At 71.7% G+C, this 26,165-nt stretch carries 25 protein-coding genes and 1 tRNA gene; 15 read left to right on the top strand and 11 right to left on the bottom strand.

Features of this window, described 5'->3' with window-relative positions:
- Positions 1-36: 36 nt before the first annotated feature.
- From ACFVSL_RS03735 to dgt, 3 genes are all read right to left on the bottom strand, one after another.
- Positions 37-456 carry a hypothetical protein gene (locus ACFVSL_RS03735; RefSeq protein WP_386938614.1) on the bottom strand — a complete coding sequence of 140 codons (420 nt, stop codon included), beginning with the start codon at positions 454-456 and terminating at the stop codon, positions 37-39.
- A gap of 255 nt (positions 457-711) precedes the next feature.
- A complete protein-coding gene (locus ACFVSL_RS03730; RefSeq protein WP_386938613.1) occupies positions 712-2,967 on the bottom strand; it encodes an esterase-like activity of phytase family protein in 2,256 nt (751 codons plus the stop codon).
- Positions 2,968-3,061: 94 nt separating this feature from the next.
- On the bottom strand, positions 3,062-4,579 hold the full coding sequence (gene dgt / locus ACFVSL_RS03725; protein WP_386938612.1) for a dGTP triphosphohydrolase: 1,518 nt from the start codon (positions 4,577-4,579) through the stop codon (positions 3,062-3,064).
- A 157-nt stretch (positions 4,580-4,736) separates the two neighbouring features.
- Between dgt and ACFVSL_RS03720 the strand changes: the two genes are divergently transcribed.
- From ACFVSL_RS03720 to rplA, 5 genes are all read left to right on the top strand, one after another.
- Positions 4,737-4,809, top strand: a tRNA-Trp gene (locus tag ACFVSL_RS03720).
- A gap of 40 nt (positions 4,810-4,849) precedes the next feature.
- The gene (gene secE, locus ACFVSL_RS03715) at positions 4,850-5,125 is read left to right on the top strand and encodes a preprotein translocase subunit SecE (RefSeq protein ID WP_386938610.1); all 276 of its coding nucleotides are present in this window, start codon (positions 4,850-4,852) and stop codon (positions 5,123-5,125) included.
- 59 nt (positions 5,126-5,184) lie between these two features.
- Positions 5,185-6,111, top strand: coding sequence for a transcription termination/antitermination protein NusG (gene nusG / locus ACFVSL_RS03710; RefSeq protein ID WP_386938609.1), 927 nt, complete (start codon positions 5,185-5,187; stop codon positions 6,109-6,111).
- Positions 6,112-6,263: 152 nt separating this feature from the next.
- Positions 6,264-6,692: a 50S ribosomal protein L11 gene (gene rplK / locus ACFVSL_RS03705; protein ID WP_022889257.1), complete on the top strand. Its 429-nt coding sequence runs from the start codon at positions 6,264-6,266 to the stop codon at positions 6,690-6,692.
- Positions 6,693-6,792: 100 nt separating this feature from the next.
- A complete protein-coding gene (rplA, locus tag ACFVSL_RS03700) occupies positions 6,793-7,482 on the top strand; it encodes a 50S ribosomal protein L1 (RefSeq protein ID WP_386938607.1) in 690 nt (229 codons plus the stop codon).
- A gap of 97 nt (positions 7,483-7,579) precedes the next feature.
- Here the strand turns inward: rplA and ACFVSL_RS03695 are convergent, their stop codons facing one another.
- From ACFVSL_RS03695 to ACFVSL_RS03685, 3 genes are all read right to left on the bottom strand, one after another.
- Positions 7,580-7,936, bottom strand: coding sequence for an SPW repeat protein (locus tag ACFVSL_RS03695; protein ID WP_386938605.1), 357 nt, complete (start codon positions 7,934-7,936; stop codon positions 7,580-7,582).
- A 117-nt stretch (positions 7,937-8,053) separates the two neighbouring features.
- Positions 8,054-8,326 carry an acylphosphatase gene (locus ACFVSL_RS03690; RefSeq protein WP_386938604.1) on the bottom strand — a complete coding sequence of 91 codons (273 nt, stop codon included), beginning with the start codon at positions 8,324-8,326 and terminating at the stop codon, positions 8,054-8,056.
- A gap of 144 nt (positions 8,327-8,470) precedes the next feature.
- Positions 8,471-9,997 carry an APC family permease gene (locus tag ACFVSL_RS03685; protein ID WP_386938602.1) on the bottom strand — a complete coding sequence of 509 codons (1,527 nt, stop codon included), beginning with the start codon at positions 9,995-9,997 and terminating at the stop codon, positions 8,471-8,473.
- Between the two features lie 146 nt (positions 9,998-10,143).
- Between ACFVSL_RS03685 and ACFVSL_RS03680 the strand changes: the two genes are divergently transcribed.
- The 3 genes from ACFVSL_RS03680 to ACFVSL_RS03670 all read left to right on the top strand — a co-directional run bounded on the left by ACFVSL_RS03680 (position 10,144) and on the right by ACFVSL_RS03670 (position 12,624).
- Entirely contained in the window at positions 10,144-10,515 is a 372-nt protein-coding gene (locus tag ACFVSL_RS03680; protein ID WP_386938600.1) for an iron chaperone, read from the top strand.
- Between the two features lie 108 nt (positions 10,516-10,623).
- On the top strand, positions 10,624-10,938 hold the full coding sequence (locus ACFVSL_RS03675; protein WP_386938598.1) for a hypothetical protein: 315 nt from the start codon (positions 10,624-10,626) through the stop codon (positions 10,936-10,938).
- Between the two features lie 69 nt (positions 10,939-11,007).
- Positions 11,008-12,624 carry a LuxR C-terminal-related transcriptional regulator gene (locus ACFVSL_RS03670; protein WP_386938597.1) on the top strand — a complete coding sequence of 539 codons (1,617 nt, stop codon included), beginning with the start codon at positions 11,008-11,010 and terminating at the stop codon, positions 12,622-12,624.
- A 92-nt stretch (positions 12,625-12,716) separates the two neighbouring features.
- On the opposite strand, the gene ACFVSL_RS03665 is transcribed toward ACFVSL_RS03670, so the two are convergent.
- From ACFVSL_RS03665 to ACFVSL_RS03655, 3 genes are all read right to left on the bottom strand, one after another.
- Positions 12,717-14,081 (bottom strand): NAD-dependent succinate-semialdehyde dehydrogenase, encoded by a 1,365-nt coding sequence (locus ACFVSL_RS03665; RefSeq protein WP_386938596.1) that lies wholly within the window; start codon positions 14,079-14,081, stop codon positions 12,717-12,719.
- Positions 14,082-14,257: 176 nt separating this feature from the next.
- On the bottom strand, positions 14,258-15,013 hold the full coding sequence (locus ACFVSL_RS03660) for a cache domain-containing protein (RefSeq protein ID WP_386938595.1): 756 nt from the start codon (positions 15,011-15,013) through the stop codon (positions 14,258-14,260).
- Positions 15,000-15,764 (bottom strand): GntR family transcriptional regulator, encoded by a 765-nt coding sequence (locus ACFVSL_RS03655; protein ID WP_386938594.1) that lies wholly within the window; start codon positions 15,762-15,764, stop codon positions 15,000-15,002. Before ACFVSL_RS03655 ends, ACFVSL_RS03660 begins: the two co-directional genes overlap by 14 nt.
- A gap of 107 nt (positions 15,765-15,871) precedes the next feature.
- Here ACFVSL_RS03655 and ACFVSL_RS03650 point away from each other — a divergent pair, with 107 nt between their 5' ends.
- From ACFVSL_RS03650 to ACFVSL_RS03620, 7 genes are all read left to right on the top strand, one after another.
- A complete protein-coding gene (locus ACFVSL_RS03650; RefSeq protein ID WP_386938592.1) occupies positions 15,872-17,113 on the top strand; it encodes a CaiB/BaiF CoA transferase family protein in 1,242 nt (413 codons plus the stop codon).
- Complete coding sequence (locus ACFVSL_RS03645; RefSeq protein ID WP_386938590.1) at positions 17,110-18,306, top strand: acyl-CoA dehydrogenase family protein; 1,197 nt, start codon at positions 17,110-17,112, stop codon at positions 18,304-18,306. The genes ACFVSL_RS03650 and ACFVSL_RS03645 overlap by 4 nt, the downstream gene beginning before the upstream one ends.
- A gap of 53 nt (positions 18,307-18,359) precedes the next feature.
- On the top strand, positions 18,360-19,880 hold the full coding sequence (locus ACFVSL_RS03640) for an aldehyde dehydrogenase family protein (RefSeq protein WP_386938589.1): 1,521 nt from the start codon (positions 18,360-18,362) through the stop codon (positions 19,878-19,880).
- A 222-nt stretch (positions 19,881-20,102) separates the two neighbouring features.
- A complete protein-coding gene (locus ACFVSL_RS03635) occupies positions 20,103-20,921 on the top strand; it encodes an amino acid ABC transporter substrate-binding protein (protein ID WP_386938588.1) in 819 nt (272 codons plus the stop codon).
- A 116-nt stretch (positions 20,922-21,037) separates the two neighbouring features.
- Entirely contained in the window at positions 21,038-21,700 is a 663-nt protein-coding gene (locus ACFVSL_RS03630; protein WP_386938587.1) for an amino acid ABC transporter permease, read from the top strand.
- Entirely contained in the window at positions 21,687-22,544 is an 858-nt protein-coding gene (locus ACFVSL_RS03625) for an amino acid ABC transporter ATP-binding protein (RefSeq protein ID WP_386938586.1), read from the top strand. The genes ACFVSL_RS03630 and ACFVSL_RS03625 overlap by 14 nt, the downstream gene beginning before the upstream one ends.
- 58 nt (positions 22,545-22,602) lie before the next feature.
- Positions 22,603-23,352 carry a Pr6Pr family membrane protein gene (locus ACFVSL_RS03620; protein WP_386938584.1) on the top strand — a complete coding sequence of 250 codons (750 nt, stop codon included), beginning with the start codon at positions 22,603-22,605 and terminating at the stop codon, positions 23,350-23,352.
- Here the strand turns inward: ACFVSL_RS03620 and ACFVSL_RS03615 are convergent.
- Both ACFVSL_RS03615 and ACFVSL_RS03610 read right to left on the bottom strand, forming a co-directional pair.
- On the bottom strand, positions 23,249-24,829 hold the full coding sequence (locus tag ACFVSL_RS03615) for an FAD-dependent oxidoreductase (protein ID WP_386938582.1): 1,581 nt from the start codon (positions 24,827-24,829) through the stop codon (positions 23,249-23,251). The genes ACFVSL_RS03620 and ACFVSL_RS03615 overlap by 104 nt on opposite strands.
- 10 nt (positions 24,830-24,839) lie before the next feature.
- On the bottom strand, positions 24,840-26,042 hold the full coding sequence (locus ACFVSL_RS03610) for an aminotransferase class I/II-fold pyridoxal phosphate-dependent enzyme (RefSeq protein ID WP_386938580.1): 1,203 nt from the start codon (positions 26,040-26,042) through the stop codon (positions 24,840-24,842).
- Between the last annotated feature and the right edge of the window lie 123 nt (positions 26,043-26,165).

Here is a 26,165-nt window from a genome sequence, read left to right as displayed (position 1 = left end):
TGCGACGCCGCAATCCATCCGGAGACGCGCGACGGTTCAGCCGAGGTGTTCGAGCTCCTTGCCGTGCACCGTGAGCGCGTAGATGACGAGCACGTCGAGCGCGAGCACGATGAGCGACCACCAGGGCTGCACGGGCAGCAGCGCGAGCTGGCCGAGCGCGTTGACCACGACGAGGATCACCGCGATGACGCGGGCCCACGTCGCGCCCGTGAAGAGCACGGCGCCGATCAGCACGAGCAGGGCGCCCGAGATGACGTGCCACCAGCCCCAGCCCTCGACGTCGAAGAGCAGCAGGCCGCCCTGCGCCGTGACGAAGTATGCGCTGTCGGGCATGAACAGCGCGATGAAGCCGTAGAGCAGGTCGAAGCCGCCGGCGACGATCAGGATGATCGCCGCGAAGACGCCCCAGCCGACCCAGCCGGTCGGGCGGACCTCGCCGGTCTGCGTGTCACTCATGGAACCAACCCCCTCGTCGAATGCGGGATGCGACGGGGCCTCGGCGGCGCCGGCGCGCGATGGTGCTGATGGTGCTGAGCCACATGCTACTCAGGGGCGAAGCGCAGGGGAACCGATCCGCCCGCTGACCCGGTGATTCCCGCGTCCTCGCGCCGCGGTACCGCCCCAGCCCGCGGGCGCCGGCTCGGGCTTCCGTGCACGAGGGGATGCCGCGGGCCGGGCCCGTGGTATCCCCTCGCCGGCGTACGCGCGGGCTCAGCCGGCGACCGTGACCGCCACGTCGGGCTGGTCGCTGAACACGCCGTCCATGCCGGCGGCGAGGTAGACCGCGATCTCGCCCGCCAGGTCGCCCGCCTCGTTCGGCAGCGCGCTCGAGCGGAACTCGACCGGGAGGAACTGGTTCTCGAGACGGAAGGTCCAGCCGTGCACGTCGAGGCCGGCGGCGTGCGCGTCGGCGATCACGGGACTCGGCGCGGCGAGCGTGCCCGACGCCGTCCGCGGGATCAGCACGGACTTCTCGGCGCCGATGCCGTCGGCGTACCCGGCGATCTCCGCGAGGCCGACGGGCGTCACGAGGTCGCGGTAGGTGCGCGTGTCGCCCGCGAGGACGAAGTCGTACGGGCGGCCCGAGTTGCTGACGAGCTGGGCGAGCGGCACCTCGGTGAGGCCGTCGAGCTCGCGGAGGTTCGACACCTCGAAGCTCTGCACGAGCACCGGGGCGTCCGCGCGGTCGAGGCCGTCGGCCCGGAGCGCCGCGACGAGCGGCTCCTCGAGCGAGAGGCCGATCGCGTCGAAGTAGCTCGGGTGCTTCGTCTCGGGGTAGACGCCGACCTGGCGGCCGTCGCAGCTGATCGAGTGGCGGGCGAGGTCGATGACCTCGTCGAGCGTCGGCACCTGGTAGAGGCCGTCGAACGCGGTGTTCGCCGGGCGGGTCTGCGGCAGCCGCTCCTTCGCCCGGAGGGTGCGGAGCTCGGCGAGCGTGAAGTCCTCGGTGAACCAGCCGGTCACCGTGGCGCCGTCGATGACCTTCGATGCCTTGCGGTCGGCGAACTCGGGCCGGGCGGCGACGTTCGTCGTGCCGCTGATCTCGTTCTCGTGGCGGGCGACGAGCACGCCGTCCTTCGTCGAGACCACGTCGGGCTCGATGTAGTCGGCGCACTGCACGATCGCCTGCTCGTAGGCCGCGAGCGTGTGCTCGGGGCGGTGGCCGCTCGCGCCGCGGTGGCCGATGACGGTCACCTGCTCGGGCTCGATCTTCGTTCGGTCGAGGTCGATCACGGCGAACTCGGTGTCGTCGGGGGTTCCGGGCACGCGGGCGTCGTTGCCGGGGTAGTTGTTGTCGTTGCCGATGAGCAGGCGCCCGTCCTTCAGCTGCACGATCGTCTCGAACGACTGCACGGGCAGCGAGAACACCTCGCCGGTGCCGTAGCCGTCGCCGGCGCCGACCCCGTCGGGGTTCCGGATGCGCAATGCGTCGAGCACGAGCGTCTTCTCGAGGTAGCCCTCTGCGTCGGTGCGCTTCAGGTCGACCTGGTAGACGCGCTTCGTGACCGACTGCTCGCCCTCGAAGTCGTCGCGCTCGACGACGAGCAGCACGCCGTTCTTCACCGTGAACGCGTCGCCGATGACGTTCGGCTCCTGGTCGGTCTGGTAGCTCCAGGTGCGGTCGGTGTAGACGCCCCGCTTCGTGTCGAACTCGTGGATCTCACGACGGCGGAGGTCGGCGTCGTCGGCGTACGAGCCCTCGACGATCGGGTAGACGTAGCGGCCGTTCACCGAGGCGGCCAGCGCCTCGAACCCGCGGCTCGCGCGCACCCGCGGGCTCTCGCCCGGCTCGAGGTAGGGGTTCTGCGGCGACTTCGCGCCGTCGAGCGAGAAGGGCTTCTCGAGCAGGGTGCCCTCGGCGTCGAAGTGCAGCAGGAACGGCCCGAACTCCTCACCGACCCAGAAGCTGCCGTCCTTCGCACGCACGACCGACTCGATGTCGAAGTCGGCGCCCGTGAGGAGGCGCTCGTCGGTGCCCTCGTTCACGATCGGGAAGTCGAGCACGCCGTTGCGGTCGTTGTACGAGATGAACCGCTCCACCTCGAGCGAGCCGTCGCCCCCGTCCGCGGTCTGCCAGTCGGGCGTCACCAGGTAGTTGCGCAGCAGGAAGTCGGCCGAGTTGCCCTTCGAGCCGAACCCGTTGTCGGGCTGCGCCCAGAAGGTGCCGTCGGCGTTCTCGATCACGGCCGAGAAGCCCGGGATGACCTGACCCTCCCACGGGCCCTGTCGGCCGTTCGCTGCGGAGGCGAGCGCGCCCGATGCGGGCCCGTCGGCGAGGAAGTCGGCCGAGAGCGTCGCTCGCGCGACGAGCGTCGGCTCGAAGGCGTGCATCGGCGAGGTCGGGGTGGTCTGCCCGTTGCCGACGGCGTCGGCAGGGGCGGCGGCGAGCAGGGCGGCCGCGGCTGCGGTCGCGGCGGTGACGGCGATGACGCGCGGCAGCGCGCGTCGCGTGAGGATTCGGCTCATGGTCGCGAGCAAATCGGGCACGGCCTGCACCCCAGTGTCGCCCGGGCGTCCGGCGGGCGACGAGCCGGTGAACGATCGTCAGCGGCGCGACGGCTCAGAGGTTCTGGCCGATGTCCCACAGGCGGTCGGGCCGGCCGTCGATCGCCTCGGAGACCGCGAGCGCCTGGTCGTCGGAGAGGGAGGCGACGTAGTCGACGACGCCCCGGCCGACGCCGAGCCGGCGCACCGCGCCGGCGTCGGGCACGGGCACCCCCTCGGGGCGGGTGGCCCGCACGAGCTCGTAGCCCGCGGTCGCGATGTCGACGAGCTCCTTGAGCCGCTGCGGCACCCGGTGGCGGTCGTAGTCGTCGGTCACCCACGCCGTGAGGCCCTTGACGGCCCGGGTCAGCACCCGGCTGAGGCCGCGCTGGTACATGGCGATGTCGGCGCGGTCGAGGATGAAGTGCCGGTGCACGAACTTCAGGATCTCGACCTCGTGCCACGCGCCCCGGTCGAGCGCGACGAGGCCGGTGCGGGCGACGCCCTCGGGGGCGGGCACGACCGAGGTCTGCAGGTGGCCGATCCAGCGGTTCGTGAACGAGGAGAGGGCGCGCTCCGACGCGATCGAGCCGTCGAACGGCGTCGCGAGCAGGCCGTCGACGAGGTCGTCGGCGACGGTGTCGACCGCGGCGGCGAAGGCGTCGTCGTCGGCGACCCAGGCGTCGCTCGCCCTGAGCTTGCGGCGGAGCGCCTCGAGGGCGGCGCCGGCCGGCGCGGTGCGGGAGGCGAGCTCCTCGTCGCCGAGTGCGCGCAGTTCGCTCCACCCCTCGACCCAGCCGCGGAACTCGCGCGCGACCGCGCCGTGGCTGAGCAGCCCGGCGCGGTAGAAGTCGTCGACGTCGTGGATCGAGTACGCGATGTCGTCGGCGGTGTCCATCACCGAGCACTCGAGCGACTGCACCATCGGCGGCAGGCCCGCGCGCGCCGCCGCGAGATCGGCCGCGTCGAGCCCGTAGGCCGAGAACTTCGTCGCGACGGCCTCGCCGTCGACGACGCGCATGCCGCGGGGGAGGCCCCCGTCGGCGAACGGCGTGGGGGAGGCGAAGCGGGTCCACGGGTACTTCGCGATCGCGGTGCGCACGGCCGCGGTGAGATTCAGGCCATGGGATGCCGCGGCGCTGACGTCGAGGGTCGCGATGATGCGGTAGCTCTGCGCATTGCCCTCGAAGCCGTCGTCGAGGCCGAGCGTCTCGCGGGCGAGCCGGTCGAGCACGCGCTCGCCGAGGTGCCCGAACGGCGGGTGGCCGAGGTCGTGCGCGCTCGCCGCGGCCTGCACGACGACGGCGTCGCAGCCGTGCTCCACCGCGAGCGCATGGGCCGGCGACGAGGCATCCGCGAAGCCGACCGCGATGGCCCGCGCGACCGCGGTCACCTTGATCGAGTGGGTGAGCCGGTTGTGGATGAGCGGGCCCGCGCCCGGCTGCGCGATGACCTGGGTCACCGCCGAGAGCCGCGAGAAGTAGGGCGAGAACCGGATGCGCTCGAGGTCGAGGCGGAACTGCGAGTGCTCGCCGACGACCTCGACGCTGGAGCTCGGCTCGGGGGTGCGGCGGGCGGCGCGGTCGGGGCTCATGAACCCAATGTAGGCGCCGGTTCGCGCGAGCCGCTCGCGTCGCATAGACTGTTCGATGTTGCTTTCCTCAGCAAAACTTCACTGCGCCCGAAATCTCAGATTTCGAGTGCGACGGAGTCGAGGCGGTGACTCCGAGGTGCCCTCGCAACAGGGCCCGAGGGCGGTGGCTCAATTGGTAGAGCAGCGGTCTCCAAAACCGCAGGTTGCAGGTTCGAGTCCTGTCCGCCCTGCGAGCCGGCAGTGATTGCCGGCCCACGAAAGGTGTACGAGGTGGCACGAAAAGTAATCGACGAACCGAGTGAGGACGTCGTCGCCAACGCGAAGCGCGACCGCGCCGCGCGTCGGAATCCCTTTTCGCGCATCGCCCTGTTCATCCGGCAGGTCATCGCTGAGCTGAAGAAGGTCGTCACCCCCACGCGGCGGGAGCTCGTCAGCTTCACGATCGTGGTGCTCGTGTTCGTCATCATCATGATGGCGCTCGTCTGGGGCCTCGACCAGCTGTTCGGGTGGCTGGTGCTGTACGTCTTCGGAACGACCGGGGTCTGATCGAGGCCTTCGGCTCGCAAACCCGTTCGCCGCAGGCGCACGAAGAGAAGGATCGAGAATTGTCAAGGACTGAGCACGACGACGTCGATTGGGCCACGGCTGCAGAGCAGTCGGCCGAAGACGACGAGGCGCAGACGGGCAACGTCAACGAGCACGAGGAGCAGTCCTCCGAGCCGGCCGAGCACGTGGCCGTGCACATCGTCGACGACGAGGGCAACGACGTCGACCTCGACGCCGTGCTCGACTCCCTGGCCGAGGCGAACGACCCCGAGGCCGACGCGATCGTCGACGACGCACTCGACATCGACTCCGCCGACGAGGCCGAGGCCGCACTCGAGGCGGTCGAGGAAGAGGCCGACACCGAGTTCGACCCGTACGAGGAGTTCCGCGCCGAGCTGCGCTTCCTCCCGGGCAAGTGGTACGTCATCCACTCGTACGCGGGCTTCGAGCGCCGAGTGAAGGCGAACATCGAGCAGCGACGCGAGTCGATGGCGATGGCCGACTACATCTACCAGGTCGAAGTGCCGATGGAAGACGTGGTCGAGATCAAGAACGGCCAGCGCAAGATGGTCACCCGCGTCCGCATCCCCAGCTACGTGCTCGTCCGCATGGAGCTGAACGAGGAGAGCTGGTCGGTCATCCGCCACACGCCCGGCGTCACCGGCTTCGTGGGCAACGCGCACAACCCGACCCCCCTCCGCTTCGAGGAGGCCTTCGGCATGCTGAAGAGCCTCGTCGAGATCAAGGACGTCGCGCCCGCCAAGGGTGCGAAGGCCGGCGCCGCCACCGGCGCAGCCCGCCAGATCCCCGCCGAGGTCGACTTCGAGGTCGGCGAGACGATCACCATCAAGGACGGCTCGTTCGCCGGCCTGCCCGGCACGATCAGCGAGATCAAGCCCGAGAGCGGCAAGCTCACCGTGCTCGTCTCGCTCTTCGAGCGCGAGACCCCGGTCGAGCTCAGCTTCGACCAGGTCACCAAGCTCTAAGCGCCCTCAGAAGCTCCACAGCCAGCCCTCCGGTATACTCGGAGGGTTGTGCTGCGTTCGGTCCGTCCGAACCCACACGAACCACCGCCGTCCGGAACCGCCGGAACGACGGGAGAGTGCCCCCAGGGCGTTCGAACAGAAAGAGAGAAATCATGGCACCGAAGAAGAAGGTCACTGGTCTGATCAAGCTTCAGATCAACGCCGGCGCCGCCAACCCCGCACCGCCCATCGGTCCGGCGCTTGGTCAGCACGGCGTGAACATCATGGAGTTCTGCAAGGCCTACAACGCGGCGACCGAGTCGCAGCGCGGCAATGTGATCCCCGTCGAGATCACGGTCTACGAAGACCGCTCGTTCACCTTCATCCTGAAGACCCCGCCCGCTGCCGAGCTCATCAAGAAGGCCGCCGGCGTCGCCAAGGGTTCTGGCGTCCCCCACACCACCAAGGTCGGCAAGCTCTCGCAGGACCAGGTCCGCGCGATCGCCGAGCAGAAGATGGCCGACCTCAACGCGAACGACCTCGACGCCGCGTCGAAGATCATCGCGGGCACCGCTCGCTCGATGGGCATCACGGTCGAATAAGGCCGCAGCGGAGGTCGAGCGACCTCCGCTCCTCAGAACTCAGCATCAGTGGCAGCGCCCGCCAGGCGCAGATGACCACACTCTCTCAAGGAGAAGCAACATGGCACAGAAGTCCAAGGCCTACCGCGCCGCGGCCGAGAAGATCGAAGACGGCAAGCTCTACACCCCGAGCGAGGCCGTGGCCCTCGCGAAGGAGACCGGCTCGGCGAAGTTCGACTCGACCGTCGAGGTCGCGCTGAAGCTCGGCGTCGACCCCCGCAAGGCCGACCAGATGGTGCGCGGCACCGTCATCCTCCCGCACGGCACCGGCAAGACCGCCCGCGTCATCGTCTTCGCGACGGGCCCCGCGGCCGAGGCCGCCATCGCCGCCGGCGCCGACGAGGTCGGCGGCGCCGAGCTCATCGAGAAGGTCGCCGCGGGCTACACCGCGTTCGACTCGGCCGTCTCGACCCCCGAGCTCATGGGCCAGGTCGGCCGTCTCGGCAAGGTGCTCGGCCCCCGTGGCCTCATGCCCAACCCGAAGACCGGCACCGTGACCCCGAACGTGGGCCAGGCCGTCTCCGACATCAAGGGCGGCAAGATCGAGTTCCGCGTCGACAAGCACGCCAACGTGCACTTCGTCGTCGGCAAGGCCTCGTTCTCGGCCGAGCAGCTCGAGGAGAACGCGAAGGCGGCCCTCGAAGAGGTCCTCCGTCTGAAGCCGTCCAGCTCGAAGGGCCGTTACATCCAGAAGGGCGCCGTGTCGACCACGTTCGGCCCCGGCATCCCCCTGGACGTCAACGCCATCTGATCCACCGGTGATCGAGGAGCGCGAAGCGCGTCTCGAGATCCACGAAGGCCCCGCCGGTTCGCCGGCGGGGCCTTCGTCGTGCGTGCGTGCGGACGGGTCAGTGCGGGATCGCGTCGTGGTGCGCCTGCATGCTCGGGCGGATCGCCAGCACGGCCACGACGAGCGCGACCGCACCGCAGATCCACGACATCCAGGCCGCCCCGCTCGCGGTGTCGACGTAGCCGCCGATCCAGGGCGAGACGAAGAGCAGCAGGCCGAGCGCGGCCTGCACGGACTCCATCGCGACGAGGCCCGGCGCGGCGAGGTTGACGAGCCCGGAGATGACGAGCAGTGCGCCGAGCACGAGCATCAGGGCGAGCGAGGCGCCCATCGCGGGAACGAACAGCGTCGAGAGCATCGCTGCAGCACCGGCGGCGACGGCGACCCAGTCTTCCCAGCGTGTCCACTTCTTCATAGAAACCAGCCTCCTCAAGGTGGTGGCTCCCAATCGGGGGTCAGTTCAACGGTACGTCCGCGCCGAACGGCGGTCAACGTCCACGACGGGCGTCGCTGCGGCGGCGCCGCCGACCGCTCAGCGGAGGATGCGGAAGGCCTCGTCGTCGTCGAGCGGGTCGAGCTCGCTGACGACGAGCCCGGTGACGTGCGATCCGGGCGGCCCGGCCTCGAGCCGGCGCAGCATCTCGTGCACCGCGGCCGTCTCGCCCTGGACCTCGGCCTCGACCGTCGCGTCGGGGCGGTTGCGCACCCACCCCGTGACGGCGAGCCGTTCGGCGTGCTTGCGGGCGAGGTAGCGGTAGCTGACGCCCTGCACGAGGCCGCTGACGACGACATGACGGCGGATCATCCGCTCACCCTACCCCGGCGAGCCCGGCCCGAGGCGGTTCGTGCGACGCGCGACCGCGACGTGCTGCGGGGGTGTCCTTCCACCGCGTCCGGGAGGAGGAATCACCCGGCGGTGGAAGGACACCCCCGCAGGGGAGTGCACGGATCAGTGCACGGTCGTGGCGTCCGCCGCGGGCACCGCCCCCGTGCGGGTGCGGATCTCGTCGGCGACCGCGATCGCATCGCCGGCCGGTGCGTCGGACTTGCGGTCGGCGCGCGCGATCACCAGGTACAGCGCGCCCGAGACGACCACGATGCCGAGGCCGATCAGCACGACCCAGTCGGTGAAGAAGTCCTCCGACGAGCCGGGCTTCGCGAGCAGGATCATCGCGAAGACGCCGTAGGCGAGCGCGGCGACGTTCACGACGAGGCCGAGGCGGCCGAGCGTGAACGGCCCGGCCGGCTTCCACCCCATGAGCCGCTGCCGCAGTGACGCGAGCACCACCATCTGGAACGCGACGTAGATGCCGAGCACCGCGAACGAGGTGACCGGCAGCAGCAGCCCGTCGTTAAGGAAGATGAGCACGCTGATCAGCGCGGGCACCGTGCACGCGACGATGAGCGCGTTCGTCGGCACCTTGTTGCGCGGCGACACCTTCGCGAGCCAGGTGTGCCCCGGGATCATGCCGTCGCGGGCGAACGAGTACAGCAGTCGGCTCGCCGCAGCCTGGAGGCTCAGCACGCAGCTGATGAAGGCGGTGATCGCGATGACGAGGAAGAGCTTCGCGCCCACGGGGCCGAGCGTCGCCTCGAGGATGCCGGGGATCGGGTCGACGTCGCCGCCCGCGACGATCTCCTCGAGGTTCGGCGCCGCGAGCACGTAGCCGCCGAACGAGAACAGCGCCGAGACGCCGCCGACGAGGATCGTCATCATCATGGCCTTGGGGATGCGGCGGGCGGGGTTCGCGACCTCCTCGGCGACGTCGCCGCACGCCTCGAACCCGTAGAAGAGGAACAGGCCCGCGAGCGCCGCGCCCATGAACGCGGCGACGTAGCTGCCGTCGCCCTCGACGCCCATCGTGTCGAAGAACACGCTGAACTCCTGCTTGCGCTGGAAGATCAGGAGGTAGAGCCCCAGCCCGATGACGCCGACGAGCTCGGCGGCGAGGCCGATCTGCGCGACCCGGGCGAGGGTCTTCGTGCCCGAGAAGTTGAAGACGAACGCGACGAGCAGGAGGCCGAGCGTGATCGTGAGGTTCACGGTGGGGGTGAGTTCGACGCTGAAGAGGCTCGCCACGAATCCGGCGCCGAACTCGGCGACCGCGGTGATCGTGACGATCATCGCCCAGATGTAGACCCACGCGGCCATCCATGCGTAGCGGCGACCCCAGAGGCGGCGGGCCCACGGGTAGATGCCGCCGTGGATCGGATACTGCGAGACGACCTCGCCGAACACGAGGGAGACGAGCAGCTGCCCGGCGCCGACGATCACGATCCACCAGATCGACGGCGGCCCGCCGACCGCGAGGGCGGTCGCGAAGAGCGAGTAGACGCCCACGAGCGGTGAGAGGTACGTGAAGCCGAGCGCGAAGTTCGCCCAGAGGCTCATCGAGCGGTTGAACGACCCGTCGTAGCCGAGGAACTTCAGGTGTTCGTCGTCGCCGAGATGGTTCGGCGTGGGTTCTGCTGGCATGATGCCCTTTCGATCGACATTGATCTCGCGACCGCCCCCTCGGCCGCACGGTATGCGCAAGCATAGCCATACATTCGGCAGTAAAGGTATAGCACCGGATGATTTATTCGGATGCCGCCCGACGGGCTCCGTGGCAGGATGCCCGCATGGGAACCGTCACCGACTACCTCGCCGAACGCGACGGCGACAACCGCGCCGCCCTCGAGCACGTCATGTCGATCGCCCGCGAGCTCTCGCCCGACGCCGTCGAGGGCGAGAGCTACGGCATGCCGGCCCTGCTGCATCGCGGCAAGGGGCTCGCGGCCGCGCTCGAGGCGAAGCAGCACCTCGGCCTCTACCCGTTCAGCGGGCAGATCCTCCCGGGCCTCGCGGCCGAGCTCGACGCGGCCGGGCTGACGTGGTCGCCGGGTGCGCTCCAGTTCACGGCGGAGCATCCGGTGCCCGACGAGCTGCTGCGCCGCATCTTCGCCGAGCGCATCGCGCAGATCGACGCCCAGCTCGACAAGAAGCGGCGCTGATCCGCGCACGTCCGCCGGCCGGCGATGGGGGAGATCATGCAGTCGGGGAAGACCGACTGCGGGGTCCCGCCGATGCGACGCGGGCCGGCCGGCGGCTACCTTCGGCGCATGGACCTCGCGATGCTCGCCGGAACCGCCTCGGCCGTCGTCTTCGCCGTCAGCAATCTCCCGATGCTGAGCAAGGCGGTGCGTACCCGGGACGTCTCGTCGTACAGCCTCGCGAGCCTGGTGATGATCAACGTCGCCAACGTCGTCTACTCGGCCTACGTCTTCACCCTCCCGATCGGTCCGGTGTGGATGCTGCACACCTTCTACCTCGTCTCGTGCGCGGTCATGCTCGTGCTGTGCCTCCGGTCGGTGCGGGGTCGGAGCGGCCGTCGACCGGGTCGCGGCGCGTTGCCGGCGGAACCGGTGCGGGGCTAGCCTGAACTCGGACGCCGCCGGAGTCGGTCGCACCGCGCCCACGATCGCGGCGCCCGGGGTGGAGACGTCATGGGTGGATCCGCACTCGACGTGGGCCGAGCCGCCTACCGCGAGAATCGCTGGAACGACGCGGTCGCCGAGCTCGAGCTGGCCGACCGCGACGCCGTCACCACGCCGCTCGATCTCGAGAACCTCGCAACGGCCGCGTTCCTGGTCGGACGCGCCGCCGACGGCCTCGACTGGCTCGCGAGGGCGCACGAGGCGTTCCTCGCCGACGGCGACGACGTCGCGGCGATCCGCTGCGCCGCCTGGCTCGGCATGATGCTGTCGGACCTCGGCGACCACGCCCGCAGCGGCGGGTGGTTCGCACGTGCGGAGCGGCTCGTCGACGCCTCGGACGAGCCCGACGCCGATCACGGCTTCCTGCGCGTGCCGCACGGGCTGCAGGCCCTCTACTCCGGAGACGCGGAGGGCGCCGAACGCATCTTCCGTGAGGCCGAACTGCGGGCACGGCGCGCGGGCGACGCCGATATCGCCGCCTTGGCCGGACTCGGGATCGGCCAGTCGCGGATCATGCTCGGCGACCTCGGCGCCGGGATGAGGCTGCTCGACGAGGTGATGGTCGCCGTCACGACGGGGGAGCTCTCGCCGGAGGCGTCCGGTATCGCGTACTGCGCGCTGCTGCAGTCGTGCCGATTGGCGTTCGACCTCCGGCGCGCGCAGGAGTGGACCCGCGCGCTCGACCGATGGTGCGCTGCGCGTCCGGACCTGATCGTCTTCACCGGTCAGTGTCACGCGCACCGTGCAGCGCTCTTCCTGGCGCACGGCGCGTGGGCGGAGGCCGAGGCCGCCGCCGACGAGGCGATGCAGCGCTCGGCGCGCGGCGACCACGACGGGATCTTCGCCTCCGCGTACCTCCGGGGCGAGGTGCACCGCTTGCGGGGTGAAGACGCTGCCGCCGAGGCGTCGTACGAGGCGGCGGCGCGAACGGGCTTCGAGCCCCAGCCGGGGCTGGCACTGCTCCGGCTGGCACAGGGCGACAGCGCGACGGCGCGGAGGATGATCCTCGCCGCAGCGGATCGGCTCGATCCCTCCGAACGCCGGGTGCTCCTGCCCGCCGTCGTCGAGATCGAGCTCGTCGCGGGGGAGGTCGCCGGCGCACGCGGGGCGGCCGACGAGCTCGTCGCGTTCAGCCGCAGCGAGTCGATGCCACTCGTGGACGCGCTCGCGGAATCCGCCGAGTCGGCGGTGCTGCTGGCCGAAGGCGATGCCGAAGGGGCGCTTGCCGCCTCGCGCCGGGCCTGGGTGAGGTGGAGGGAGCTCGAAGTGCCGTTCGAAGCGGCACGCAGCCGGGTGCTGGCCGCTCGGTGCATCCGGGCCTCCGGTGACGAGGCCTCGGCCGCCATGGAACTCGACGCCGCCCGGGCGATCTTCGAGGAGCTGGGTGCGGCACCCGGGTTCGCTGTCGCCTGGCCGCCCGTGACGGCGCCGGACGGCCTCTCGCCGCGCGAGGTCGAGGTCCTGCGGCTCGTCGCGGCCGGCCACTCGAACCGGGAGATCGCGGCGGCGCTCTACCTGAGCGAGAAGACCATCGAACGTCACCTCAGCAACATCTTCGGCAAGCTCGGCCTGACGTCACGGTCGGCTGCGACCGCCTACGCGTTTCGGCACGGACTCGCGGACTGAAGGCCGGGTCGGGATGTCGCCGACCCGGCGTCCGCCGGGAACGACGGATGCCCCGGGGCGAACCCCGGGGCATCCGATCACGCTGCGGCCGGTCAGCCGATGCGGATCATCTTCTTGTTGACGAACTCGTCGGCGCCGAAGCGGCCGAGCTCGCGGCCCGAACCCGAGCGCTTCACGCCGCCGAAGGGCAGCTCGGCGCCGTCGGCGCCGACCAGGTTCACGAAGACCATCCCGGCCTCGATGCCGTCGGCGACGCGCAGGGCCTGCTCGCTGTCGGTCGTGAAGACGTACGAGCCGAGGCCGAAGGGGGTGTCGTTCGCGAGCTCGATCGCGGCGGCCTCGTCGGCGACCTTGAAGACCTGTGCGACCGGGCCGAAGAACTCCTCGTGGAACGCGTCGGAGCCGGGCTGCACGTCGGTGAGGATCGTCGCCGAGTAGTAGTTGCCGTTCTTCTTGCCGCCCGAGTGGAGCGTCGCGCCCTGCGCGACCGCGCGCTCGACCTGCTCGGCGAGACCCTCTGCGGCCTTCGCCGACGAGAGCGGGCCGAGTGCGGTGCCGTCGGCGGCGGGGTCGCCCTCCTCGACCTCGTTCATCTTCGCGGTGAACTTCTCGAGGAACGGCTCGTACAGGTCCTCCACGACGATGAAGCGCTTGGCCGCGTTGCAGGCCTGGCCGTTGTTGTCGACGCGCGCGAAGACGGCCTGGTCGACGGTCGCGTCGAGGTCGTCGGTCGAGAGCAGGATGAAGGGGTCGGAGCCGCCGAGCTCGAGCACGACCTTCTTCAGGTGGCGGCCGGCGATCTCGGCGACGATCGCGCCGGCGCGCTCGGAGCCGGTGAGCGACACGCCCTGCACGCGGCGGTCGGCGATCACGGTCTCGATCTGCGCGTGCGAGGCGTAGAGGTTGACGTAGGCGCCCTCGGGGAAGCCGGCGTCGAGGAAGATGCGCTCGATCGCGGCGGCCGACTCGGGGCACTGCTCGGCGTGCTTCAGCAGGATCGTGTTGCCGATGATCAGGTTCGGGCCGGCGAAGCGGGCGACCTGGTAGTAGGGGAAGTTCCACGGCATGATGCCGAGCAGCACGCCGAGCGACGAGCGGCGGATGAGCGCCGAGCCCTCGCCCGCGAGCAGGTCGATCTGCTCGTCCTTCAGGAGCGACTCGGCGTTGTCGGCGTAGTACTCGTAGATCGCGGCCGAGAACTCGACCTCGCCCACGGCCTGCTCGCGCGGCTTGCCCATCTCGCGCACGATGATGTCGGCGAGCTCGTCGACGCGCTCGTTGTGGAGCTCGGCGACGCGGCGGATGAGCGCGGCGCGCTCGGCGACGGTCGACTGCTTCGACCAGCCGCGGTGCGCTTCGTCGGCCGAGGCGATGGCGGCCTGGAGCGCCTCGTCGGTGATGGTGTCGAAGCTCTTGACGACCTCGCCGGTGGCGGGGTTGGTCACGGCATAGGGCATGGGGTTTCTCCTTCTCGGGGCACGCACGCCAGTCGGCCGGGGCCTGTCGGAGGGGTCGTCTGCCGCGGTGCATACGCTCGTCCGTCAAAGATATAACAACGGATGATTCTTCTCGACCCGTGCTCAGCGGATGCTCGGTTTCGCGAGTCCGCCCTCGGCGAGCCCTCGGCGCGCCCTCAGCGATCGATCGAGCCGGGACGGACGACGACGCGGAACGGGGTGCCCGGGCAGTCGAGCGACTCGGTCGCCGAGGCGCCGGCCAGCTGCCCGACCTGGAGGGCCGGCTCGGTGGACAGCACCACCCGGCCGTCGGCGTTCACGAGCGCGAGCGGCACCGCGACCCCGAGGAAGCGGGGCAGCAGCTCCTGCTCGAGGCGGCGCACGGAGATGTCGGCGCCGACGACGCCGACCATGCGCTCGCCGCCCTCGCCGTGCACCGGCATCGTGAGGGTGAGGATGTAGTCGCAGGTGCAGAGGTGGTCGACGAAGGGGCCCGTCACGTGGGCGTGACGGGTCGTCGCGGGGATGCGGTACCACTCGAGCGCGCGGAAGTCGCGCAGGTACTCGGTGTAGCCCCGCGTCGAGAGGTCGAGCCGCGTCGGGCCGTCGGTCGAGCCGAGCACCGGATTGTCGTCGAGCGGGCCGAGCCACCACGCGAAGTGCACCTCGCGGCCGCGCACGATCTCGCCGTCGGCGATGAACCCGGCCCCGATGAGCAGGGCGTCGGGCTCGACGAGGCGCGGGATCACGAGCTCGGCGACGGCCTCGTCGAGCTCGGCCGGGCGCACCTCGTTGCCTGCGGCGGACGAGCGGGCGATCATCGCCTCGATCGGGCTGCGCCAGTCGGCCAGCTGGTCGAAGACGCGGGCGAAGACCTCGCCGACGGCGTCGGCGACCGCCTCGACGGCGGCGCGCTGCTCATGCGTGGTCATCGAGGCCCCCTCCGCGTTCGACTCGGGCCTTCGCGGCGAGCAGGCTCGCGGCGAGCGCCGTGACGAGCACGCCGGCCGCCTCGCGGGCCTTCGCCGGGCGATGCGTGGTGACCGCGCGGACGATGCGACGGTCGGCCGCGGCCGCCTGGCTGCGGGCCTCGGCGTCGTCGAGCCCGATGAGCAGCAGCGGGCCGAACTCGGCCTGCAGCCGGATCTGCTCGCGGACGAGCCTGGCCGACTGGCTGAGCACCGCGAGCTCGAGGAAGAAGCCGCCCTGGTTGGTGCGGGCGGCGGCGGCGGTGCCGAAGTCGGCGGCGTCGAGCCAGGCCGCGAGCCGGCTCGCCTCGGGGTCGCTCGCGCGCTCGGCCGCGCGCTCGGCGGCGCCCGCGAGGATCGCGCCGAAGTAGACCGCCATGTCGCTGAGCTCGACCTGGGCGAGCCCGCGGAGGCGGGCGGTGAGCAGCGTGCGGTGCTCGGCGTCGTCGTGCACGACGAAGCTGCCGCCGTCGCGGCCGCGACGGGTCTCGACGAGGCCGGCCTCGCGCAGGATGCCGAGCCCCTCGCGCACGGTGATGAGGGCGACGCCGAAGCGGCGGGCCAGCTCGGGCTCGCTCGGCAGTCGCTCGCCGGGGTCGAGCACGCCGAGCACGATCCCGTCCGTGAGGCGCTGCGCGACCTGTTCGGCGCGGCCCGCGTCGGCGAGCTGGGCGAACACGGCCTCGCGCGCGCCGGGGCCCACCCTCGATTCCATGCGTTCACGATAGCCGAGCGCGCCGCGGCCGAGTGGCGACGCGCGCAAAAAAGATTCACTATAGGATGAATGGAGCGAGGCCGAACGGCCGGCACATGCGAAGGCGGATGACCATGCACGAGCGACCCGACACGACGACCGGTGGCGAGCCACGGGCCGGCGCCGCGACGGCCCCCGGTGCCGGGCCGGGCGCGGTGCTCGCCGGGCTCCGCGTCGCCGACTTCTCCCGCGTGCTCGCCGGCCCCTACGCGACGATGATGCTCGCCGACTACGGCGCCGACGTCATCAAGGTCGAGCCGCCGACGGGCGACGACACCCGGCACTGGAAGCCGCCGGTCGACGCCGACGGCACCGCCACCTACTTCGGCAGCGTCAACCGCAACAAGCGCTCGGTCGCGCTCGACCTCGCGAGCGACGAGGGCCTCGCGGAGGCCCGCCGGCTCGCCGCCACGGCCGACGTCGTCATCGAGAACTTCCGGCCGGGCGTGATGCACCGCTTCGGTCTCGACTACGAGGCCGTGCGCGCCGAGAACCCAGGCGTCGTGTACTGCTCGATCACGGGCTTCGGCACCGGCGAGGGCGCCGGGCTCGCCGGCTACGACCTGCTCGTGCAGGCCGTCGGCGGCCTCATGTCGATCACGGGGGAGCCCGAGGGCGAGCCCTCGAAGGCCGGCGTCGCCCTCGTCGACGTGCTCTGCGCGCAGAACGCGCTCGCCGGCATCCTGCTCGCCCTCCGCGACCGCGACCGCACGGGCGAGGGCGCGCACGTCGAGATCAACCTGCTGCAGAGCCTGCTCTCGGCACTCACCAACCAGGCCGCCTCGACCCTCGTCACCGGTCGCGCCCCGCGCCGGCTCGGCAACCAGCACCCGTCGATCGCGCCGTACGCCGTGTTCCCCGCCGCCGACCGCGATCTCGTGATCGCCGTCGGCAACGACAAGCAGTTCCGCGCGCTCGCCGCGATCCTCGGGGTGCCGGGGCTCGCCGACGACGAACGCTACGCGACGAACGAGGCGCGCGTCGCCCACCGCGAGCACCTCCGCGCCGAGCTCGAGGGCGCCCTCGTCGCCGACCGCGCCGCCGCCTGGGCCGAGCGCTTCAGCGAGGCCGGCGTGCCCGCCGGGCTCGTCAACGACGTGGCCGAGGCCATCGCGTTCGCCGAGTCGCTCGGGCTCGAGCCGGTCGCCGAGATCGGCGGCAGCCGCACCGTGGCCAACCCGATCCGCCTCTCCTCGGCCCGCGCCGAGTACCTGACCCCGCCGCCCCGGCTCGACCAGCACGCGGGGGCAGACTGGCGCCCCGTGGCATCCGACCCCACCGCCGACCCCTCGAAAGGACACCGCGCATGACCATCGCCCCCAGCATCGACCAGGTCTTCGACTTCGACGCCCTCCTCAGCGAGGAGGAGCGCGGCTGGCAGCAGAAGGCGCGCGGCTTCGCGCAGGAGCGGCTGCTGCCCGTCATCGAGGACGACTTCGAGGCCAAGCACTTCCGCCGCGAGTTCGTGAAGGAGCTCGGCGACCTCGGCTTCCTCGGCATGCACCTCAAGGGCTACGGATGCGCCGGGGCCGGCGCCGTCTCGTACGGCCTCGTCTGCCTCGAGCTCGAGGCCGCCGACTCGGGCTGGCGCACCTTCGTGTCGGTGCAGGGCTCGCTCGCGATGAGCGCGATCCACAAGTACGGCTCGGAGGAGCAGAAGAACCGGTGGCTGCCCGGCATGGCCGCGGGCGACCTCATCGGCTGCTTCGCGCTCACCGAGCCCCAGGGCGGCAGCGACCCCGCCGGCATGACGACCACGGCGCGCCGAGACGGCGACGGCTGGGTCATCGACGGCGCGAAGCGCTGGATCGGCCTCGCCTCGCTCGCCGACGTGGCCGTCGTCTGGGCCAAGGTCGACGATCCCTCGGGCGCCTTCGGCGAGGGCGGCAGCGCGGTGCGCGGGTTCCTCGTGCCGACCTCGACGCCCGGCTTCACCGCGACGCCGATCGACGGCAAGCTCTCGATGCGCGCCTCCGTGCAGTGCGACATCGCGTTCGACGGCGTCCGCGTCGGCGACGACGCGATCCTGCCCGGCGCCCGCGGACTGAGCGGCCCCTTCGGCTGCCTCAACGAGGCCCGCTACGGCATCGTGTGGGGCGCGATGGGCGCCGCGCGCTCGTGCCTCGAGGCCGCGATCGAGCGCTCGACCTCGCGCGAGGTGTTCGGCCGGCCGATCGGCGCGAACCAGCTCATCCAGGCGAAGCTCGCCGACATGTTCCTCGAGGTCGAGAAGGGCATCCTGCTCGCACTGCACCTCGGCCGCCTGAAGGAGCGCGGCGCGCTCACGCCCGCCCAGATCTCGGTCGGCAAGCTCAACAGCGTCCGCGAGGCGCTCGCGATCGCGCACGAGGCACGGGCCATCCTCGCCGGCGACGGCATCACCAACGCGTGGCCCGTCATGCGGCACGCGGCCAACCTCGAGTCGGTGCGCACCTATGAGGGCACCGACGAGATCCATCAGCTGATCCTCGGCCGCGAGCTGACGGGGCTCAACGCGTTCTAGAGGATCCCCGAACTGGCGACTCGGCACGAGCCCGCAGAGGAAGACGAGAAGACATGAACACGGATGCCACGGGGATCGCGCCGCGGGACGAACCGGCGATCGGCGACGACCGCGTCGAGCTGCCGGCGGAGGCGCGGGTCGCGCTCGCGGTGCGAACCGCAGCGGAATCCGGCCTCGGCCGATCGAGCCGGGCCGATCGCGGCCGGCTGCTCGTCGCGATCGCCGACGCCGTCGAGGCCCACCGCGACGAGCTCGTCGCCCTCGCCGCGGAGGAGACGCACCTCTCGGCCGCGCGCCTCGGCGGCGAGCTCACCCGCACCTCGACCCAGCTGCGCTTCTTCGCCGGCGTCATCGACGAGGGCTCGTACCTCGAGGCGACGATCGACTCGCCGGATGCCTCGCTCCTCCCGCCCCGCCCCGAGCTGCGGCGCATGCTGCGCCCGCTCGGCGTCGTCGGCGTGTTCGCGGCCTCGAACTTCCCGTTCGCGTTCTCGGTGCTCGGCAACGACACGGCCTCCGCGCTCGCCGCGGGCTGCCCCGTGGTCGTGAAGGCGCACCCCGGGCACCCGCGGCTCTCGCGGCGCATCACCGAGGTGGCGCACGAGGCGCTCGCCGCGGCCGGCGGCCCCGTCGGCGCGCTGCAGCTCGTCGAGGGCATGGAGGCGGGCGTCGCCCTCGTGCAGCACCCGCAGGTCACCGCCGTCGGCTTCACCGGCTCGACCCGCGGCGGCCGTGCGTTGTTCGACCTCGCCGCCGCCCGCCCCGCGCCGATCCCGTTCTACGGCGAGCTCGGTTCGCTGAACCCCGTCGTCGTGACCCGGGCGGCGGTCGCATCCGAGGGCGGCGACGCGCCCGGCGCCGCCGCGATCGCGGCCGGCCTCGCGGGCTCCTTCACCCGCGACGGCGGGCAGTACTGCACCAAGCCCGGGCTCGTCTTCGTGCCCGAGGGCTCGGGCATCGAGCAGGCGCTCGCCGCCGTGCTCGGCGACGCCGCACCGCAGCGCCTGCTGACCGACGGCATCGCCGCCGCCTTCGACCGCGGCTCGGTCGAGCTGGCCGAGCGCGACGACGTCGAGCTCGTCTTCGCGGGGGAGCGCGCGGCCGACGTCGCCGCGCCCGTGGTCGTCGCGACGAGCACCGCGGCGTTCGTCGCGGGCCGGGAGGCGTTCCTCGAGGAGTGCTTCGGCCCGCTCACGCTGCTCGTGCGCTACGCCGACGACGCCGGACTCGACGGCGCGATCGCCGCCCTCGAGGGCTCGCTCACCGCGTCGATCCACCACGCCCCGGGCGAGGACGTGACCGCGCTCGCCGCGATGCTCGAACCCGTCGCCGGGCGCCTCGTGTTCAACGGCTGGCCGACCGGCGTCGCGATCGCGTGGGGCCAGCACCACGGCGGCGGCTGGCCCGCCACCACCGCCTCGGTGCACACCTCGGTCGGCGCGACCGCGATCCGCAGGTGGCTGACGCCCGTCGCCTGGCAGGATGCCCCGGCCGCCGTGCTGCCGCCCGAGCTCGCCGACGGCAACCCGCTCGGAGTGCCGCGCCGGGAGGACGGCGTGCTGCACCACCCCTGACGCGGCCGCGGCTTCCGCAGGAGAATTGCACTGAGACGGGCTGACAGGCGACCATCGCGCCCAATTTCCTGCGGAAGCAGCGGGCAGCACGGTGATGCAGCGTGGGAGTGGGGAATGCAACGCGGGGTAATCCCGTTTCACCCTGCGGCCGGGTCGTGATGGACTCGACCCCATCGTCGCCGCGCACCTGCGGCCGCACCCCTCCCCACGAACGGAGCCCCCATGTCTCGCGCACCCCGTGCCCGCACCCTGCTCGGCCTCGCCGCCGCCTCCCTCGCCGTCGTCGCGCTCGCCGCCTGCTCGTCGAGCGCCCCCGCCGCGAGCGACTCGGCCGCCGGCGACGACGAGTTCGGTCTCGTGACGGCCGGCACCCTGACGGTCGCGACCGAGGGCACCTACCCTCCGTTCACCTACCACGAGGGCGGCGCGGGCGAGCTCGTCGGCTACGACGTCGAGGTGGCCGAGGCCGTCGCCGACAAGCTCGGCCTCGAGATCGCCTTCGAGGAGACCCAGTGGGACGCGATCTTCGCGGGCCTCGACGCGGGCCGCTTCGACGTCATCGCGAACCAGGTGTCGATCAACCCCGACCGCGAAGAGGACTACCTCTTCTCGACGCCGTACACCGTGTCGCCGAGCGTCGTCGTGGTGAACGAGGGCGACGACTCGATCTCGAGCTTCGAGGACCTGAAGGGCAAGACCACCGCCCAGTCGCTGACGAGCAACTTCTACCAGCTCGCCGTCGACGCCGGCGCGAACGTCGAGGCCGTCGAGGGCTGGGCGCAGGCCGTCGCGCTCCTCGAGCAGGGCCGCGTCGACGCGACCGTGAACGACAAGCTCACCTACCTCGACTACGTGAAGCAGACGCCCGACGCGAAGCTCGCCGTCGCCGCAGAGACCGACCCGACCGAGAGCGCCCTCACCTTCACGAAGGACAAGACCGCGCTCGTGAAGGCCGTCGACGAGGCGCTCGCCGAACTCCGCGAGGAGGGCGTGCTCGCCGAGCTCGGCGAGAAGTACTTCGGCGAGGACGTCTCGGAGTAACCCACCAGCTCGACCGGCGGATGCCGCGTTCCGCCCCTGATTCCCTCGGGTAGACCCTCCCGGATGGAATCATGGGGTGACGCGGCATCCGCCGTATTCCGGAAGGCGGTGGGGCGATGACCGAGTGGCAACTCGTACTCGACTCGTTCTGGCCATTGTTCTGGGGCGGCATCACGGGCACCATCCCGCTCGCGATCGCCTCGTTCGCGCTCGGCCTCGTGATCGCGCTCGGCATCGCGCTCATGCGCATCAGCCGCAACCGCGTGCTGAGCGGCATCGCGAGGGTCTACATCTCCGTGATCCGCGGCACGCCGCTGCTCGTGCAGCTGTTCGTGATCTTCTACGGCATGCCCTCGGTCGGCATCACGATCGACCCGTGGCCGAGCGCGATCATCGCGTTCTCGCTCAACGTCGGCGGGTACGCGGCCGAGATCATCCGGGCCGCGATCCTCTCGGTGCCGAAGGGCCAGTGGGAGGCCGGGTACACGATCGGCATGTCGCCGGGCACCACCCTCACCCGGCTGATCCTGCCGCAGGCGGCCCGCGTGTCGGTGCCGCCGCTCTCGAACACCTTCATCTCGCTCGTGAAGGACACCTCGCTCGCCTCGCTCATCCTCGTGACCGAGATGTTCCGGGTGGCGCAGGAGATCGCGGCGTTCAGCCGCGAGTTCATGGTGATCTACATCGAGGCGGCCGTCATCTACTGGGTCTTCTGCTTCGTGCTGTCGAGCGGGCAGAACGCGCTCGAGAAGAGATTGGACCGCTATGTCGCCCACTGACCGCGACGACCCGGCGAGCGACGGTTCGCGGTACGGTTCGGATGCCTCGGGGACCGACCCGCTCGCCCCCGGCCAGGCCCCCGACGACAGCGTGCTGCTCCAGGCGCGGGGCATCCGCAAGTCGTTCGGCGACAACGAGGTGCTGCGGTCGATCGACCTCGAGGTGCGCCGCGGCGAGGTCGTCGTGCTGATCGGACCGAGCGGCTCGGGCAAGACGACCGTGCTGCGTTCGCTCAACGGACTCGAGACGCCCGACGGGGGCACGGTCTCGATCGCGGGCGGGCCCTCGCTCGACTTCGCGACGCCGATCTCGAAGGCCGAGAGGTTCGCGCTGCGCGACCGCTCGGCGATGGTGTTCCAGCAGCACAACCTCTTCCCGCACATGACGGTGCTGCAGAACGTCATCGAGGGCCCGGTGCGGGTGCAGAGGGTGCCGAAGGCGCAGGCCGTGGCCGAGGCATCCGCCCTGCTCGACCGCGTCGGCCTCGCCGAGAAGCGCGACGCCTACCCGTTCGAGCTCTCGGGCGGGCAGCAGCAGCGCGTCGGCATCGTGCGCGCGCTCGCGCTCAAGCCGCAGCTGCTGCTCTTCGACGAGCCGACGAGCGCCCTCGACCCCGAGCTGGTCGGCGAGGTGCTGCAGGTCATCAAGGAGCTCGCCGACGAGGGGTGGACCATGGTCGTGGTCACCCACGAGCTCGGCTTCGCCCGTCAGGCCGCCGACGAGGTGCTCTTCATGGACGGCGGGGTCGTCGTCGAGCGTGGCGCGCCCGAGCAGATCTTCACCAAACCGCGCGAGGAGCGCACGCGCCGGTTCCTCCAGCGCATCCTGCGCCCGCTCGACTGAGATCGCCGTCGCCGTCGACCTGGAGCGCCTCGGCGACCGCGGCGGCTAGCGTGGAGTCATGCCGGGCCCGCGTTCACCGAACGACGCGGGTCCTCTGCGCGCGCGGCGGGCGCTCGGCGCCTTCCGGCTCGCGATCGCCGCGCTCGAGATCGTCGCGCTCATCGGCAACTTCGAGTACGTGCTCGGCTTCCGCTTCTTCGCGACCGCCAACTTCTTCAGCTACTTCACGGTGCAATCGGCGTTCCTCGCGGTGGTGACGCTCGGCATCGCCGGCGGGTTCGCGCTGCTCGCGCCGCGCGACCCGGCCTGGCTCGGCGTGCTGCGCACGATGGTGACCGTGTACGTGCTGGTGTCGGGCATCGTGTTCGGCATCATCGTCGCCCAGGCCTCGACCCGCGACTACCGGGTGGACGTGCCGTGGTCGGACACCCTGCTCCACTTCGTCGTGCCGGCGCTCGCCGTCATCGCCTGGACGGCCGACAGCATCATGGCCGTGAACCCGCGGGTGCCGTGGGCGACGGTCGGCTGGGTGCTCGTGTTCCCGACCGTGTGGCTCGGCTACACGCTCGCCCGCGGCGCCGATCTCGGCTGGTACCCCTACTTCTTCCTCGACGAGGCGCAGGTCGGCGGCCCGGCCGGCGTCGCGCTCTACTGCGCGCTCGTGCTCGTCATCTTCCTGACGCTGACCGCCGCGCTCGTCGCCGTCAACCGGTGGCTGTGGCGAAGGGCTCGAGATCGGCGAGCACCGCGGCCCGGAACGCCTGGTCGTCGAGTGCCTCGAGCCGCTCGGCCTGCGTCGCGGCGATGAGCCCGACGAGCACCGGCTCGCCGTCGGGTGCGCCGACGTCGAGCCAGGCGGCGACGCTCGGCGTCTCGCCCACGACGGTCAGCACGGCGACGGATGCCTCGGCGTCGGAGCCGCTCGCGTCGTCGGTGCCGGTCGCCTCGTCGCGGCCGTCGCCCGTGCGCCAGAAGGGCTCGTCGAACCGCAGCCAGACGGTGTCGAGGAGGCCGACGCCGAGCTGCGAGATCGCCCGCTGGTGCAGGAGGGGCAGGGCGGGCGAGAACTGCAGGGTGTCGGTCTTGAGCACCCCGAGCGGGACGGTCACCACGACGCGGTCGACCGTGAGCGACTCGCCCGAGTCGAGGCGCAGGCTCACCCGGCGCTCGTCGTAGGCGACCCGGGTGACGACGCTCGTGACCGCGATGTCGAGCGCGTCGGCGTCGGGGTCGAGGGCGGTCGAGAGGCCGCGGGCGAGCGCCGGGGCGGTCGCACGCGGGGCGTCGGGGTCGGTGCCCGTTGCGCCGACCGCTGCCGCGAGCACCGCCGTCGGGCCGCGACCGAGGTCGGCGAGCGCCGCGACCCGGTTCGCCGTCGCCCCGGTCTCGACGCTGACGCCGCTCGTCACCGAGTGCGCGAGCCAGGCCGCCGGCGCGACCCCGCTCGCATCGGGCACGGTCGAGAGCGAGGCGCTCGTGCCCGACTCGACGAGCGCGGTCGCGAGCGAGAGCCGTCCGGCCCGCGCGCCGGGCTGGGCGGCCGCCCAGGCCTGCGCGGCGGCGATCGCCTGGGGGCCGGTCGCGGGGATCGGCAGGGCGGTGCCGTCGGGCGTGATCGCGTCGGCGGGCGGTGCGATCGGCACCAGCTCGACCGAGTCGGGGAGGCGTGCCCGCAGCGTCGCGCTGCCGACGACGAGCGCACCGAGCTCGACGGGGCCGTCGAAGCCGTCGGCGTCGATCGTGTCGATCCGGCCGCCGACGCGGTCCCTGGCCTCGATGACGACGACCTCGAGCCCGCCGTCGGCGAGCTCGCGGGCCGCCGTGAGCCCGGCGATCCCCGCGCCGATCACGGCGACGCGTTCGCCGGGTTCGGCGAGGCCCTGCACGAGGGCGGCGGCGCGCGCGCCCGAGCTCCGGGCGCCCTGCATGGTGCCGGGAGCCGCGATGTCGCAGGCCTCGCCCGCGAAGAACACGCGGTCGGCGACGGGCTGCGAGAGCGCGTCGCGCAGCTCGTCGGCGGCCCCCGCCGCATCGAAGCTGAACGCCCCGCGGGCGAAGGGGTCGGCGCCCCAGCGGGAGCGGCGGAGCGCGAGCGGCTCGGGGACGGCGGACGGGGTCGGTGCGGGCGACGGCGACGGGCTCGAGGTCGGAGTGCCGGTCGGCTGCGGGCTCGGGGTGGGCTGCGGTGCGGTGCAGCTCGCGAGCACGACGGTCGCGAGGCCCGAGAAGGAGGCGGCGAGGAACGTGCGCCGGGCCATGCCGCCGGGCGTCGCCCGTGAGTCCATGTGGTTCAGGCTAGCCGACGCCCGTCGCGGCGAAGGCGGCGGCGAACCGCGGGATGGACGCCTCGATCGTCTCCATCGTCGCGGTCAGCGAGATGCGGAAGAACCCGGGCGTCTCGAACATCCGCCCCGGCAGCACGAGCACGCCCTCGCGGTCGAGCAGCCGGGCGAACTCGGCGTCGTCGGCGAGCGGCGACTCGGGGAACAGGTAGAAGGTCCCGTCGGGCACGGCGACGCGGTACCCGATCTCGCGGAGCGCCGCGACCATGACGTCGCGCTTGCGCTGGAAGAGCGGGACGTCGAAGCGCAACCGCTCGAGCCGTGGCAGCGCGTACTGCATCGACGCGTTCGGGAAGAGCCATCCGCCCGTGATCTGCACCGTCTCGACGGCGCTGCGGATCTCGTCGCGAGCAGGGGCGGGCATGGTCGACGGCACGGCGAGGTAGCCGATCCGCTCACCCGGCGAGAGCAACGTCTTGCCGTAGCTGTACGCCACGAAGCTCCACGGGTAGAACTCGACGGGGCTGCGGAACCGGGTGCCGTCGTACACGATCCGGTTGTAGGCCTCGTCGGAGACGAGGTGGATGCGCCGCCCGTTGCGCTCGGAACGCTCGTCGAGCAGCGCGGCGAGGCGCTCGAGGAGCGCGGGCGGGTAGATGCGCCCGGTCGGGTTGTTCGGGCTGTTCACGATGACGATGCGGGTTCGCGGCGTGATCGCCGCCGCGATCGCCTCGAGGTCGAGGTCGAAGGTGCGCCGGTCGATCGGCACCTTCACCGGGACCATGCCCGCCTCGAGGATCAGCCCTTCGTAGAGGAACCAGGGCGGCAGGCTGTACACCACCTCGTCGCCCGGGTCGCCGACCACCTTCAACGCGGCCGAGATCGCCGCGAAGCCGCCCGTCGTCAGGTGCACGTCCTCGGGTTCGAACGGGAGGCCGAGGTGCTCGCGCAGCGAGTCGGTCGCCGCGCGGATCGCCGCCGGGTCGCCGAAGTTGTAGGCGAACCACAGCTCGTGCTGCGGCACCAGCGCCTCGCGGAGGATCTCGACGTACTCGGCCGACGGCGGGTCGTGCGGGTCGCCGAAGGTGAAGTCGAGCACGCCCGGCTCGTGCCGTCGTCGCTCGTAGCCCGACAGCCGGTAGAAGTCGTAGAGCATCTGGAAGGGCGTCGCCGCGGCGACGGTCTCCACGCGGTCCGAGATGTGCCGTTCGTCCATGAGTGCTTCCCCCGATCCGGGCCCGCTCCGCCGATGCGGGGGCCCGCGAACGACGCCCATGGTACTCCGCGCGAAAAGGCCCGGGCATCGGGGCGAACCCCGAGGCCCGGGCCTCGTGCGCGG

Origin of the sequence: Agromyces sp. NPDC058064 (assembly GCF_042885275.1) — a bacterium.
Lineage (GTDB): Bacteria > Actinomycetota > Actinomycetes > Actinomycetales > Microbacteriaceae > Agromyces.
Note: the sequence above shows the minus strand (reverse complement) of the source record. Positions and strands in the feature narration are given on the sequence as shown.